The organism is Ruegeria sp. CDSA079 (assembly GCF_059612245.1).
In genome coordinates this window covers 20,704-33,323 of record NZ_JBXWQF010000020.1, presented here as the reverse complement: position 1 = coordinate 33,323, position 12,620 = coordinate 20,704, and the positions used below count along the sequence as shown (strand labels likewise).

Sequence of the window (12,620 nt, the reverse complement as noted above, 5' to 3'; positions counted from 1 at the left end):
AACGCGCAAAAATCGGTCATTTCCCGCAGAGAGAGCAAATGAGCACATTGGATCACGGTCTGGACCCACGCGCGGCGCGCGACCACGGTGGAGGGCTGGACAGGGCGATTGTCAGGTATAGTGGTCAACGCTCCGACTGGATCGATTTGTCGACCGGCATCAACCCACATCCTTACGAGGTTTCTGGGCTAACTGCCGGAGATTGGGCTGAACTGCCGGATCACGGGGCCTTTGAACGACTTTCAGATGCCGCACGCCGGTTCTGGAATGTGCCGGACGGCGCGGCGATCCTGCCCGCACCGGGCGCATCGGCCATCATCGCACGCATTCCCGCGCTTGCGACGACAGGCGCCGTGCAGATCACGCCGCCCACCTATAACGAACACGGCGCCGCCTTTTCGGCGCAAGGTTGGACCGTTCAAGCTAATACACCCGGAGATGCCCGCGTAATCGTGCATCCGAACAATCCCGACGGTCGTATCTGGAAGGAAAGCGATGTTTCTGCCCCACTGACCGTGATTGACGAAAGCTTTTGCGACGTCATGCCGGACGCGTCCTTGATCCATCTGGCAGACCGCCCCGGCGTTATCGTACTGAAGAGCTTTGGCAAGTTCTGGGGGCTGGCCGGGATGCGTTTGGGCTTTGCAATCGGGCGGCCAGAGATGATCAACCGGCTGAACGATCTGACGGGCCCGTGGTCTGTGTCTGGCCCTGCCCTGAGGGTTGGAACACAGGCCCTGGCGGACAATGGCTGGGCAGACAATACACGTGCGCGATTGGATGATGAGGCCGCCCTGTTGGACGCTCTGGTGACTGCCAAGGGGGCAAAGGTCATCGGTGGCACCAGCCTGTTCCGGCTTTATCAGGTTGACGACGCCGCTGGATGGCAGAATCGACTGGCACAAAGCCATATCTGGAGCCGCGTCTTTCCTTATTCAACCACCTATCTGCGTCTCGGGCTGCCGCCTGCGGACGGGTGGGATCGGCTGGAGACCGCGCTGTGAGCCTTGGCCTGATGCTGGTTTGCGCCATGTGTCTGGACGCAGCGCTGGGAGAGCCCGACTGGCTCTGGTCGCGCGTCAAACACCCGGCTGTGATGATCGGCAATCTGATCGGCTGGCTGGATAAACGTTTGAACCATGGGGCCGGGCGTCGGCTGAAAGGGGTGGGTGTGCTTGCCCTGCTGGTCTGCGGTGCATTGGGGCTGGGCTGGGCGCTGTCTCTGCTGGGGCCGGTTGTCGAGGTCTTGCTCTGTGCGATCCTGCTGGCACAGAAATCGCTAGTTGCACATGTGCGTGCGGTGGGTGACGGGCTGCTGACCTCATTGGCTGAAGGGCGGGCACAGGTGGCCATGATCGTCTCACGCGATACGCGGGACATGACCGAGGCGCAGGTGGCGCGCTCGGCCATCGAAAGCGCGGCGGAAAACCTCAGCGACGGCGTCATTGCGCCTGCTTTCTGGTTTCTGGTCGCCGGTTTGCCCGGGCTGCTTGTCTACAAAGCCGTGAATACCGCCGACAGCATGATCGGTTATCGCAATGAAAAGTACCGCGCGTTTGGCTGGGCCTCGGCCCGGTTCGACGACCTGCTGAACCTGATCCCTGCCCGCCTGACCTGTGTGCTGATCGTGGCGCTCTCCGGCCAGCGGTCGCGCTGGCGCGAAATTGTAGGGGATGCGCGCCGCCATATCTCGCCTAATGCAGGCTGGCCCGAGGCCGCCATGGCCCGCGCGTTGAACGTCGCCCTTGCCGGACCGCGCAGCTATGACGGGCAGGTCAGGGATCTGGCCTGGGTCAACGGCGATGCGCCGCACGACATCGGCGCGGCGGAAGTTTTCCGCGCATGTCACATGTTGTGGTGCGTTTGGGGGCTTGCGCTTGGGCTCGTGTCAGTGTCGGTTGGGGTCAAACTGATTTTCTGACGGGTCCCTTCATGCGATTTCTTTCCGGTCTGATCGCCGCAGCTCTGTTTGCCTCTCCTGCTCTGGCCCAATGTGGTGGCGGGTTCAATTCGTTCGTTAAGGGGTTAAAAGCCGAGGCTGTGCAGCAGGGTTTTGATAAATCCACCGTGAACGCGTTTTTCAATGGCGTGCAGCAGGACAATGCGGTGCTGAAGGCGGACCGTGCGCAGGGGGTGTACCAGAAACCGTTCATCGAATTTTCACGCCTTCTGATCACGAGAAATCGGATCGAACGTGGGCAGGCAATGTCGCGCGAACACGACGTTGTGTTTGACCGGATCGAGCGCGAGTATGGCATCTCGCGCGGGGTGCTGCTGGCCTTTTGGGCGTTTGAAACAGACTATGGTGCGTTTCAGGGGAACTATAACACCCGCAACGCGCTGGTGACGTTGGCGCATGACTGCCGCAGGCCCGAACTGTTCCGCCCGCAAATATTTGCTGCCATCGAACTGTATCAGAACGGTGATTTCGACCCTGCCCGTACAACGGGCGCATGGGCCGGAGAGATTGGCATGGTCCAGATGCTGCCCCGTGACATTCTGGAAAACGGTGTCGACGGAGATGGTGACGGGCATGTTCGCCTGAAAACTTCGGCCACTGATGCGCTGATGTCCGGGGCCAAGATGCTGTCGCATCTGGGTTGGCGTGCGGGCGAGCCGTGGCTGCAAGAGGTCACAGTGCCCACACAAATGGATTGGTCCCTGTCTGGCCCCGGCAAACCACGCTCGGTGGCTGATTGGCAAGCCATGGGCATACAGGCCCGCAGCGGGTCGCTGGCCAATCTGCCAGCCTCATTGATCCTGCCACAGGGACGCAACGGGCCAGCGTTCCTAGCCTATCCCAATTTCGACGTTTATTTCGAGTGGAACCAAAGCTTTGTCTACGTTGTGACAGCCGCCTATTTCGGCACACGACTTGAAGGTGCGCAGATCTATGATGCAGGCAATCCGGCGCAAGGTTTGAACGGCGCACAAATGAAGCAGCTACAAAGCAAGTTGCAGGCCAATGGCTATGATGTCGGCAAAGTCGACGGCATTCTGGGAGCTGGAACGCGGGCCGCCGTGCAGGCGGAACAGCAGCGCTTGGGCCTGCCTGCAGACGCGTGGCCGACAGTTGAGTTGTTGAACCGCCTTTAGACGGCTTTAACTGTCTTCAAACACAGGACGTGGCACCCCGGTCTCATCCAAGGCAACAAAGACGAAATCCGCATCCGTTACCTTTTGGCCATTGTCGGATTGTCTGGGACGCGCCCAGACATCCACATGAACGCGTATGGATGTGCGTCCGACATGGACCAGCGTTGCATAGAGCGTCACTTCGTCCCCAACCTTGACCGGTTGCAGGAACTGCATCGCCTCGACGGAAACGGTCGCCGATCGTCCCTGCGCCACACGCGCCGCCATATTGCCCGCAGCCAGATCCATTTGTGACATCAGCCATCCGCCAAAAATGTCACCCGCCGGATTGGTGTCGGCGGGCATCGCAATCGTTCGAATGACCAAAACACCTTTGTCTTGCTGACGACCATGCGATCCGCGTTGTTTTCCCAGAGCGAGGCGTTTGTCGTAGTCTTCTGTCACAGGTTATATCCCCTCATGGGCCTTTGGCTGGAAAGGTCGTCCGCACAATCTGACAAGTTTTTTCGTCAAAATGAAGAGAGTCCCTGTTTTGTGCTTTGTCTTTGGACCGTGATCACACACCGGTTTACTCGGGCCGAACCGGATACCGATCGCCTTTCTCGTCGATTAAGATCAGCCTCTCGCCGCTGTGCACATACAGATCACATCGGCTGAACCCATTTCGATAAGCGATGCAGACGCTGCCATCCTCGGCAATGGAATAGGTCCCAAAAGCCGAGTCTCCGCTGGCATAAGTGAAGGAATAGGCCCCTCCAGCCGAGAATTTGGCCTGACCGTCATCGTAGAAGGTGAACGTTTGGCCCGCCAAAGCGTCGAGTTCCGATGATGTCAGGGGAACATCCCCGGATTTGACAGACCAGTCTGTGGCAAAGGCCGGGCTGGCGGCGATTAGGGCGGGGATCAAAAAACGCGTCATGTTCCCAAGTTAGCGTGATACAGCCGCAACCGTCATAAACTTGCAGTGAGCGGTCAGGCGACCATCTGCTCGGCTTTCTTCAGATCAACCGAAACCAATTGGCTGACGCCCTGTTCCTGCATGGTCACGCCGAAAAGCCGGTCCATCCGCGCCATCGTGACTGCATGGTGGGTGATGATCAGGAAGCGCGTATCGGTCTGACGGCACATCTCATCCAGTAGATCACAAAAACGCGTGACGTTGGCGTCGTCCAGCGGCGCGTCGACCTCGTCCAGCACGCAGATCGGCGCGGGATTTGCCAGGAACACACCAAAGATCAGCGCGGTCGCGGTCAGGGTCTGTTCTCCACCCGACAACAGGCTGAGGGTCGACAGTTTCTTGCCCGGCGGTTGGCACATGATCTCAAGGCCAGCATCCAGCGGATCGTCGCTTTCGACCATGACCAGGTTGGCTTCACCACCGCCGAAGAGATGCTTGAACAGCATCGCGAAATTCGAGTTCACCTGTTCAAACGCGGTCAGCAACCTCTCGCGCCCTTCGCGGTTGAGGCTGGCAATACCGCTGCGCAGGGCCTTGATGGCCTCTTCCAGATCTGCTTTTTCGCTACCAAGCGTGTCGAACTCTTCTTGAACTTCTTTACTGTCTTCTTCAGCCCGCAGGTTCACCGCGCCCATTGCGTCACGTTGGCGCTTGTGGCGGTTCACCTCTGATTCCAGTACATCCGCAGCAGGCATCTGGTCGGGGTTCACGTCCAACTGGTTCAGCAGCTGGTTCGGGGTCAGCTGTTGATCTTCAGCGATCCGTTCCGCTGCAGCGACGACGCTTTCTTTGGCCGCATCACAGCGTGCTTCAGCCGCCGCGCGGGTTTCACGCGCTTCCGAGGCCAAACGTTCAGCCTCACGTTCAGCCAGAACAATCTCTCGCTGCTGGGTCTCAGCCTCGGCCAGCTTGTCAGCAGCCTCTGCCCGACGCGTTTCAGCCGCTTCGATCAGTTCGTTCAACTCTTCCCGCGCTTCGGCGATTTCTGCGGGCGCTGCCATGGCTTCGGTCAGTTCTTCTTCCGAGCTTTCCTTGCGCTCGGCCAATTCCGAAATCCGCTTTTCTGCAGTTTCCAATCGGTGCCGCCATCCGCTGAGGTCTTTTGTGACCTCCTGCGAACGGCGGGTGCGTGCGTCCCCCTCACGACGCAGCTCATCATGGGTCGAACGGTGGGTCAGCATTGTGATCCGCGCCGCTTCGACGGTTTGTTTGATGTCTTCGACCTCGGCACGGGCGCTGTCGAGTTCACCTAAACCGCTCAATGCACCCTCAGCTTCGCGCAATTGCGCGCGGGCCGCGATGGCGTCTTCCTTGTGGCGATCCACGGTGAGAGTCAGGGTTTCCAGCCTTCCCTGCGCCAGATTGCGATCCGCTTCGGCCCGGCTGAGCAGACGCGCGGTTTCAGCCATGCGCTGATCAGCAGCACGGCGGGCTTCACGCGCCCGACGGTCGGCCTCGGTCACGTCTGCCAATTGGCGCGACAGCGCCTCATGCGCAGCGCGGGCACCATCTGCTTGCGCCTCGGTGCGTGTCAATTCCTGCTTCAGCGTTTCCAGTTTGTTGAGCTGCTCCAACCGCAGCGCTGCTGCGCTTGGGGCATCTTCGGCCCATGCGCGGAAGCCGTCCCAACGCCACAGATCACCCGAGCGGGACACCAGCCGTTGACCCGGTTTCAGCGCCGCCTGCAGGCGTGCACCCTGATCCGCATCCACAAGGCCAATCTGAGCAATCCGACGGCTGAGACGATCCGGGCCAGATACATGCAGCGCCAGCGGTTCGACCCCATCCGGCAACTGCTGATCACTGTCATAACCCGCCACCTGCACCCAGCCGGAGGGGCCATCGCCCTCGACCAGCGGCGCACGCAGATCATCGGCCAAGGCCGCGCCCAGGGCTTTTTCAAAGCCCGGCTCTACACGCAGCAAATCCAGCACTTGGCCACCTTCGGCGGTGTCGCGTTCCACCAGCTTGGCCAGGGCAGTGGTTTCGGCACGGATCGCTCCAAGTTCACCTTCAGCCTCAGAACGCTGCGCACGCGCTTCGGCCTCGCGCGCTTGCGTTTCGTTGCGCAGCTCGTCGGCGACAGCCAGTGCCTCGTCAGCGGCTTCTGCTGCTTCGCGCGCTTCTTCCTCGCCCTCCTGCGCGGCTTCAAACGCCTCGCTGGAGCGGGTCAGGGCCGTTTTGGCCTCATCCACTGCGTGCCGTGCTTTTTCCTCTTCGCCCTCGGACCGGGCCAAAGTCTTGCGACTGTCTTCGACCAAACGTTGCGCCGATTGGTGCCGGGCAACAAGGCGGGCCATATCTTCGGTCTGTTGCGACAGGTGGTCTTCGCGGTCCTGCAGGATCGAGGCCGCTTCGCGCGCGATTTCTGCCGCTTCGGCCACTTTCTCATCATGACCTTCGGCTGCCTTGGTCAGCTCGCGCGCTTCCCATTCCAGACGCTCGATCATCTGACCCGCGTCGCGGTTCAGACCGGTTTCACGCTCAATATCGTTGCCAAGCTGCTGAATACGGTTGGTCAGTGTCTCAATGGTCTGCCGCGCGCGGGTTTCCTGATCCGAAAGCTGATCGCGCTGCACCTGCTGACGTTGCAGAACAGCCGCAGCAATGGCCTCTTCTTCGCGCAAAGGTGGCAGGGCTTCTTCGATCTCGGACCGTTTGGCGGCGGCTGCTCGGGCTTCAGCCTCGGCGCGGGAGGCTTCGGTGATCCGTTCGCGCAGCTTTTCTTCAGCCTGCTGGCGGGCCATATCAGCTTCTTTCCAGCGCCGATACAGCAGCATCCCTTCGGCCTGCCGCAGTTGTTCGCCAATCTCGCGATAGCGCGCGGCCTGACGCGCCTGACGGGCCAATTGAGCCAATTGCCCACCGAGCTGTTCCAGAACATCATCGACGCGGGTGAGGTTGGCCTCGGTCCCTTTCAGCTTCAACTCGGCTTCATGGCGGCGCTGATAGAGGCCCGAGATGCCAGCGGCTTCTTCCAGAATACGGCGGCGGGCACGGGGTTTGGCGTTGATCAGCTCGGCAATGCGGTTCTGTCCCACCAGTGCGGGCGAATGTGCCCCGGTCGAGGCATCGGCGAACAGCATCTGCACATCTCGGGCTCGCACGTCCTTGCCATTGGTCTTGTAGGCGCTGCCGACATCACGGGTGATGCGGCGGACGATCTCCAATTGATCACTGTCGTTGAAACCTGACGGGGCGAGACGTTCCGAGTTGTCCAAGGTCAGGACCACCTCGGCAAAGTTGCGTGCAGGCCGGGTGGCAGCACCGGCAAAGATGACATCTTCCATCGCGCCGCCACGCATGGATTTGGGGCGGTTTTCACCCATCACCCAACGCAGTGCTTCCAGAAGGTTGGACTTGCCACAGCCATTTGGACCAACCACCCCGGTCAGCCCGTCCGCGATGATCAAATCGGTCGGGTCCACGAAGCTTTTGAAGCCGGTCAGTTTAAGTTTGCTGAAACGCAATGGCTGCTCTTGGTATGATTCCTATGGTTAAGAAGTCTGCGCAACCATGGGTACAAGTGTCAACGTGATTGCGCAGGATGTGGCATATTGGGTCGAGTTATCCACAATATCTTGGCGAAACCACGCGCAAGACCGGTTATCTCAGTAGGGCGTACACTCGAACACCTGATAGTCATAGCCGCTGGTATAGCCGTAATCGACACATTGATACGGGCGGAGGAGGAGTGCGCCGAAAATCAGCTTTTCCCCCAATTCGCGGTCGCACCCCAGCACCCCGACGGTGACTGCCGCATCGCCCAATACGTCCAGAAGCGGACAGCCCGACACGTACTCCATCGCCAACGCGGCCCGGTCGCGGATCGGGCCAAGACGCGGGGCGTATTGAGCGTTCACACGGACGGCCTCGGCCAGTTCATTGCGGACCCGCACGTCAAAGACGCTGCCATTCACCGCGACACGTGTTGCCGGCAGGTCGCGGAAGTAAGGCGTGCCGCCTGAACAAGCGGCGAGGAACAGAAAGGCAAACACTCGGGTCATGCCGCATTTCTAGCGGCAATATGGTTAACGAAACCTTTCCCAATTCAGGCCCGCAAGACTTCTCCCAAACGACGAATACCTTCGCGGATTGTCGCTTCGTCAGAATTTGAAAAACTGAGACGAATAGTATTGGTGCCGCTGCCATCCGGGAAGAATGCTTGCCCCGGTACAAAGGCCACTTTCACCGTATCCAGAGCTCGCGCCAACAGGTCAGACCCATTGATCCCTGCGGGCAGCGTGACCCAGATGAACATACCGCCTTCGGGCCGCGTCCACTCGACCCCCTCGGGCATATGCTCTTGCAACGCGTCCAGCATCACATCGCGACGGGCCGTGTAGACCGCACGCACTTTGAGAATATGTGTGTCAAAACACGTTTGTGCCACCTGATGTACGGCCATTTGATTGATGGTCGCCGAATGAAGATCCGCCGCCTGTTTCAACAAAACCATCTGAGAAATGATCGGTTTGGAGGCCACAACCCAACCCATGCGCAGCCCCGGCGACAGGGTTTTTGAGAAACTGCCGCAATAGATTGTCCGGCAGCTTTCGATAGACCCTTTACGATCGAGCTCCAGGGACAGGATCGGTGGAATCGGATCACCATCATAGCGCAACGCCTGATAGGCCCCGTCCTCGATTATGGCGCAGTCCAGTTCTTCTGCCAGATCCAACAAAGCATCCCTGCCCTGCCGATCCAGAGTTTCGCCGGTTGGATTGGCAAAATCCGCCGACAGATAAGCGAACTTCACAGTGCCATCCCTTGCTGCTGCTATGTATTCCGCGGCTCCGTTGTTGCCATTCAGCCGATCAAACCGGGGCTCGTAGGCATTGAACGCTGCAAGTGCGCCCAGATAGGTTGGCCATCCGACCAAGGCCGTATCACCAGGAGACAGGAATAGCTTGCCCAGATAATCCAACGCCTGCTGCGACCCCGAAGTGATCAGGATGTTGTCAATGTCACACTCTACTCCGATTTGACGCATGTGTTGCACCAGCCATTCTCGCAACGGGACATAGCCCTCGCTCACCGAATATTGCAGCGCCAGCGCCTGTGTCTCTGGTCCCAGTGCTGCTTGGAATGCCTGTGCGAACGGGTCAGCTGGAAACAAAGCAGGGTCCGGGATGCCACCGGCAAAAGAAATGATACCGGGCTGATCGAGCAGTTTCAGCAGCTCTCGGATTTCTGATGCCTTCATCCGGGAAGTTCGGGTGGCAAACAATGAGTGTCGAGACATGAGGCTCCTCCGATCTCAATTCAGGGCAGCCTATGGGTATACATCTTAAAGTCAATAATGCTGACCTATTATTTCAATCGATGTGAACTGGCGTTCTTGAACGCATTGCTCACCCGTGGTCAAATGAGTTGACCAATTCCGGAACGAAGATGCCCTTTCACAAAGTCGAAACCGAAAAACTCTCGCTTGCCGTCGTTCGCCAGATCGAACTTCTGATCCTGCGTGGTATCCTGCGCCCCGGTGAACGCCTGCCATCCGAACGCGAGTTGGCCGAGCGGATGGGGGTGTCGCGCCCGTCGTTGCGCGATGCGATATCCGAACTTCAGGCGCAAGGGTTGCTGGCCGCAAAGGCCGGATCAGGAATCTATGTGGCCGAGGTGCTGGGATCTGCCTTTTCGCCGGCGCTGATCCGACTGTTTGGCAGTCATGACGAAGCGGTATTTGACTACCTGTCCTTTCGCCGCGACATGGAGGGGTTGGCCGCAGAACGGGCCGCACGGCTGGGATCAGACAGCGACCTGAAGGTGGTTCAGGCGGTCTTTGACAAGATGCAGGCGGCCCATGACAGGAACGCGGCGCATGACGAGGCGCAACTGGACGCCGAATTCCACATGGCCATCATCGAGGCCAGCCACAACGTCGTCATGCTGCACATGATGCGCTCGATGTATGATCTGCTGATACAGGGCGTGTTCTATAACCGACAGACCATGTTCCAACAGCGCGCCACGCGCGAGGCCATTCTGGACCAGCATCGGGCGATCAATGGCGCGCTTCAGGCGCGCGATCCTTCGGCTGCGCGCAACGCAATTGAACAGCATCTGGACTTTGTTGAACGCAGCATGGCGGATCAACGAAAGGCCGAACGTAATGAAGCCATCGCACAACAGCGGCTGGCCCACGAAACCGAACACGACTGACAAGCGCCAACCGCCATTCAGGGCTTTTGCTGCTGCTCGGTCACGCGGCGCTTCAATTCGTCATAGTCAACCTGCGTCAGGCTGTCGTGGCCAAAGCGCTTTTTCAGCTTTCGGCGATGCCATTTTCCAGGCCACGCAAACTTGTCCAATGTCGTGAAAACATAGATGTCGCCGGTCAGGTGAACCTTTCGCATTCCCAGTTCAGAGGCCATGAAATCAAGGCACTGTTCCGAGAAAAAGCTGATATGCTGTCCGGTTTCAAAGACCCAATACCACCAGTCCCGTGAGGGTATGGCGTTTGGATCGAAGCATGTGGCCGAAAAGAACAAAGTGTCAAAACCGAACCGGGCGCGCGCCTCTTTGATTTGTGAAAGTGGGTTGGGCAGGTGCTCCAACACTTCGAAGGCGGTGGCAACAGAATAGGAACCGTTATCCGCTTCGAACCCACGCGCAACCAGATTGTCGGCAAAGGGGTCGGACCAATGGAAGTGAAGCCCTATATCACGCAGGCCACGCACGAGCAGCCCGTAGCCACCTCCAATGTCGATGCCACGAGCCTCGGCAAGGCCATTTGCGCGCATGGCAAGTGACACACCGCGAATATTGTTCAGGTTGCGCGCCAGAATTCCGGTATCTGTCAGAGCGATGGCATCGCTATAAGCTTCGTCCAGCCAGGTGGGAGAATCCACCCAGATAAACCCGCAACTTTTGTCCAGAAAGTACCGCGCCGGGTGACAGCCGATTACATTGGCCTCAAACAGAAACTCACCTTTTTCACCAGTCAGCGGGGAATGAGACATTCGTTAGGCCGCCCCTGCTTCTCTAGGCAGTAAATTAGATGGAAATGGCGCGCCGCTGCCTTCTCCCAAATGATGATCAGGGGCCAATGTTGTCAGCGCCGGATCGATGAACAATCTTGCGCCACGGTCCCGCAGCTGTTTGTGCAGCATCACATGTTCGCACACCTGCTGACCTTTTTCGTCCCGGCAAGAATAGCGCAAGCCCCTGAGCGCGCGGGTCTTATACAACCCGGCGCCTCCAAAAGCGCTATCAACCGGGATAAGCGGCGTTTCGGCCGGAATATGGAACTGGCGGTCAAAGACCGCTGACTTCAGCAAACTATGGCGCCATTTGCGACGCCCGAACAATGGTCTGCGCGTGCTCTGAATGCGCTGCCAGACGTCTTCATCACACCAACCGGAGCAGCGCAAGGCATGGATGTCATAATATGCAGGCTTGGAATTGCCGAAGACACCCTCCCACAAAGGGGCAACCCTCTGCGCCGCCGACAGAACCGCCTGAACATCCAGACAGACGTTCGGGCCATCCAGATCCAGCACCAGGGTAAGATCGAGATCGATGTCTTTCTCTTCCAATCTGTTGAGTACGGCATTTCTTGCGGCTGTGATGCGCTCAATCCGATCAGGTACACGAGAAGCAAGCCCATCCAATTGAATGATATCGACGTGCTGATTTCGATCGGCGTAATCGAATAACACACGGTCCGTATCGTCCGTGTTGTCATTGGTCGCAATGGTGGCTGAATACCGGCTCAACTGGGCCGACAGATTTTCAATCCTGTTGATCGTATCGATCAGCGCCAAGCCGCCGTTTCTGACCACGCCAATAATATTCATCGAAACTGGGTCGCCCGACACGGTCTGTCTTTCCCTGAACTGTAACGCTCTTCGCGGAGTTTACCTGCCAACCTGATCCCCGACGGGTGGTAGGATTCGGAGTGTGACCAACAAAAAAGCAGAACTGCAAAAGAAACAAAAGACCCGAAAGCCACTGGCCTTCGGGTCGTCTGCATCACTTTTCTGTAAGGGGCATCCCTCAGTGCAGCTTGGTGCCCACATCTGCAATCGACGCGTCGATCAGCTTGTTTGCCTGTGCCGCGGTCATCTGCTTGGCCAAAACGGAACCTGCAGCAGCAACCGCAACCGAAACGGCTTGATCACGTACTTCTTTCACAGCAGACGCTTCAGCCGAAGCTATCTGGTCCTTAGCAGCCGCCAGACGACGTTCGATCGACTTTTCAAGGTCGGCCTTCGCCTGTTCAGCTGCCAGAGCCGCGTCTTCTTTTGCCGCCGCAACGATGGCGTCAGCCTGAGTCTGCACCTCGCGCTGCTTGCGCTCGTACGAGGCCAGCAGGCTGCGTGCTTCTTCGTGCAGGGCACGGGCTTCGTCGAGCTCTGACTTGATGCCTTCGGCCCGGTTGTCCAGAGCGCCGCCGATCATACCGGGGACCTTGAAATAGAACAGGACCGCGATGAAAACGATAAAGCCCAGAAGAACAACAAAGTCTGTGTTGCCAAGCGAGAAGAACGGGCCGCTTGCAGCAAAGGCCGGGCTGGCTGCGCCAAATGTCAGGATAAGGGCAAGAGTGTTCCGCATGTCA

The 12,620-nt window shown here is 58.6% G+C and carries 12 protein-coding genes; 4 read left to right on the top strand and 8 right to left on the bottom strand.

The features are described 5' to 3' along the window. Positions 1-38: 38 nt before the first annotated feature. The 3 genes from AC2FJZ_RS17825 to AC2FJZ_RS17815 are packed head-to-tail and all read left to right on the top strand — an operon-like array spanning position 39 to position 3,096. Positions 39-1,004: a threonine-phosphate decarboxylase gene (locus AC2FJZ_RS17825; RefSeq protein ID WP_496779331.1), complete on the top strand. Its 966-nt coding sequence runs from the start codon at positions 39-41 to the stop codon at positions 1,002-1,004. After that, a complete protein-coding gene (cbiB, locus tag AC2FJZ_RS17820) occupies positions 1,001-1,921 on the top strand; it encodes an adenosylcobinamide-phosphate synthase CbiB (protein WP_496779329.1) in 921 nt (306 codons plus the stop codon). The genes AC2FJZ_RS17825 and cbiB overlap by 4 nt, the downstream gene beginning before the upstream one ends. A gap of 11 nt (positions 1,922-1,932) precedes the next feature. Then, complete coding sequence (locus AC2FJZ_RS17815; RefSeq protein WP_496779327.1) at positions 1,933-3,096, top strand: lytic murein transglycosylase; 1,164 nt, start codon at positions 1,933-1,935, stop codon at positions 3,094-3,096. A gap of 6 nt (positions 3,097-3,102) precedes the next feature. Here AC2FJZ_RS17815 and AC2FJZ_RS17810 read toward each other — a convergent pair whose 3' ends face one another. The 5 genes from AC2FJZ_RS17810 to AC2FJZ_RS17790 all read right to left on the bottom strand — a co-directional run bounded on the left by AC2FJZ_RS17810 (position 3,103) and on the right by AC2FJZ_RS17790 (position 9,299). Continuing rightward, positions 3,103-3,441, bottom strand: a complete 339-nt coding sequence (locus AC2FJZ_RS17810) for an acyl-CoA thioesterase (RefSeq protein ID WP_496779383.1) — start codon at positions 3,439-3,441, stop codon at positions 3,103-3,105. A 223-nt stretch (positions 3,442-3,664) separates the two neighbouring features. Continuing rightward, positions 3,665-4,015, bottom strand: a complete 351-nt coding sequence (locus AC2FJZ_RS17805) for a hypothetical protein (protein WP_050605248.1) — start codon at positions 4,013-4,015, stop codon at positions 3,665-3,667. 53 nt (positions 4,016-4,068) lie between these two features. Beyond that, positions 4,069-7,524: a chromosome segregation SMC family protein gene (locus tag AC2FJZ_RS17800; protein WP_496779325.1), complete on the bottom strand. Its 3,456-nt coding sequence runs from the start codon at positions 7,522-7,524 to the stop codon at positions 4,069-4,071. Between the two features lie 141 nt (positions 7,525-7,665). Next, on the bottom strand, positions 7,666-8,061 hold the full coding sequence (locus AC2FJZ_RS17795; RefSeq protein WP_496779322.1) for a hypothetical protein: 396 nt from the start codon (positions 8,059-8,061) through the stop codon (positions 7,666-7,668). Between the two features lie 44 nt (positions 8,062-8,105). Continuing rightward, positions 8,106-9,299, bottom strand: a complete 1,194-nt coding sequence (locus AC2FJZ_RS17790) for an aminotransferase-like domain-containing protein (RefSeq protein ID WP_496779320.1) — start codon at positions 9,297-9,299, stop codon at positions 8,106-8,108. A gap of 149 nt (positions 9,300-9,448) precedes the next feature. On the opposite strand from AC2FJZ_RS17790, the gene AC2FJZ_RS17785 reads away from it, so the two are divergent. Next, positions 9,449-10,219 (top strand): FadR/GntR family transcriptional regulator, encoded by a 771-nt coding sequence (locus tag AC2FJZ_RS17785; protein WP_050605252.1) that lies wholly within the window; start codon positions 9,449-9,451, stop codon positions 10,217-10,219. 17 nt (positions 10,220-10,236) lie between these two features. Here AC2FJZ_RS17785 and AC2FJZ_RS17780 read toward each other — a convergent pair whose 3' ends face one another. The 3 genes from AC2FJZ_RS17780 to AC2FJZ_RS17770 all read right to left on the bottom strand — a co-directional run bounded on the left by AC2FJZ_RS17780 (position 10,237) and on the right by AC2FJZ_RS17770 (position 12,616). Continuing rightward, entirely contained in the window at positions 10,237-11,019 is a 783-nt protein-coding gene (locus AC2FJZ_RS17780) for a class I SAM-dependent methyltransferase (protein ID WP_496779318.1), read from the bottom strand. A 3-nt stretch (positions 11,020-11,022) separates the two neighbouring features. Further along, a complete protein-coding gene (locus AC2FJZ_RS17775) occupies positions 11,023-11,823 on the bottom strand; it encodes a hypothetical protein (RefSeq protein ID WP_496779316.1) in 801 nt (266 codons plus the stop codon). 232 nt (positions 11,824-12,055) lie between these two features. Further along, positions 12,056-12,616, bottom strand: coding sequence for a F0F1 ATP synthase subunit B (locus AC2FJZ_RS17770; RefSeq protein WP_496779314.1), 561 nt, complete (start codon positions 12,614-12,616; stop codon positions 12,056-12,058). Between the last annotated feature and the right edge of the window lie 4 nt (positions 12,617-12,620).

What these genes read in the sequence shown, in the direction of transcription:
- AC2FJZ_RS17825 (WP_496779331.1), top strand. Translation starts at nt 39, where the DNA reads ATGAGCACATTGGATCACGGTCTGGACCCACGCGCGGCGCGCGACCAC.
- AC2FJZ_RS17815 (WP_496779327.1), top strand. Translation starts at nt 1,933, where the DNA reads ATGCGATTTCTTTCCGGTCTGATCGCCGCAGCTCTGTTTGCCTCTCCT.
- AC2FJZ_RS17810 (WP_496779383.1), bottom strand. Translation starts at nt 3,441, where the DNA reads ATGCCCGCCGACACCAATCCGGCGGGTGACATTTTTGGCGGATGGCTG.
- AC2FJZ_RS17805 (WP_050605248.1), bottom strand. Translation starts at nt 4,015, where the DNA reads ATGACGCGTTTTTTGATCCCCGCCCTAATCGCCGCCAGCCCGGCCTTT.
- AC2FJZ_RS17795 (WP_496779322.1), bottom strand. Translation starts at nt 8,061, where the DNA reads ATGACCCGAGTGTTTGCCTTTCTGTTCCTCGCCGCTTGTTCAGGCGGC.
- AC2FJZ_RS17790 (WP_496779320.1), bottom strand. Translation starts at nt 9,299, where the DNA reads ATGTCTCGACACTCATTGTTTGCCACCCGAACTTCCCGGATGAAGGCA.
- AC2FJZ_RS17785 (WP_050605252.1), top strand. Translation starts at nt 9,449, where the DNA reads ATGCCCTTTCACAAAGTCGAAACCGAAAAACTCTCGCTTGCCGTCGTT.
- AC2FJZ_RS17780 (WP_496779318.1), bottom strand. Translation starts at nt 11,019, where the DNA reads ATGTCTCATTCCCCGCTGACTGGTGAAAAAGGTGAGTTTCTGTTTGAG.
- AC2FJZ_RS17770 (WP_496779314.1), bottom strand. Translation starts at nt 12,616, where the DNA reads ATGCGGAACACTCTTGCCCTTATCCTGACATTTGGCGCAGCCAGCCCG.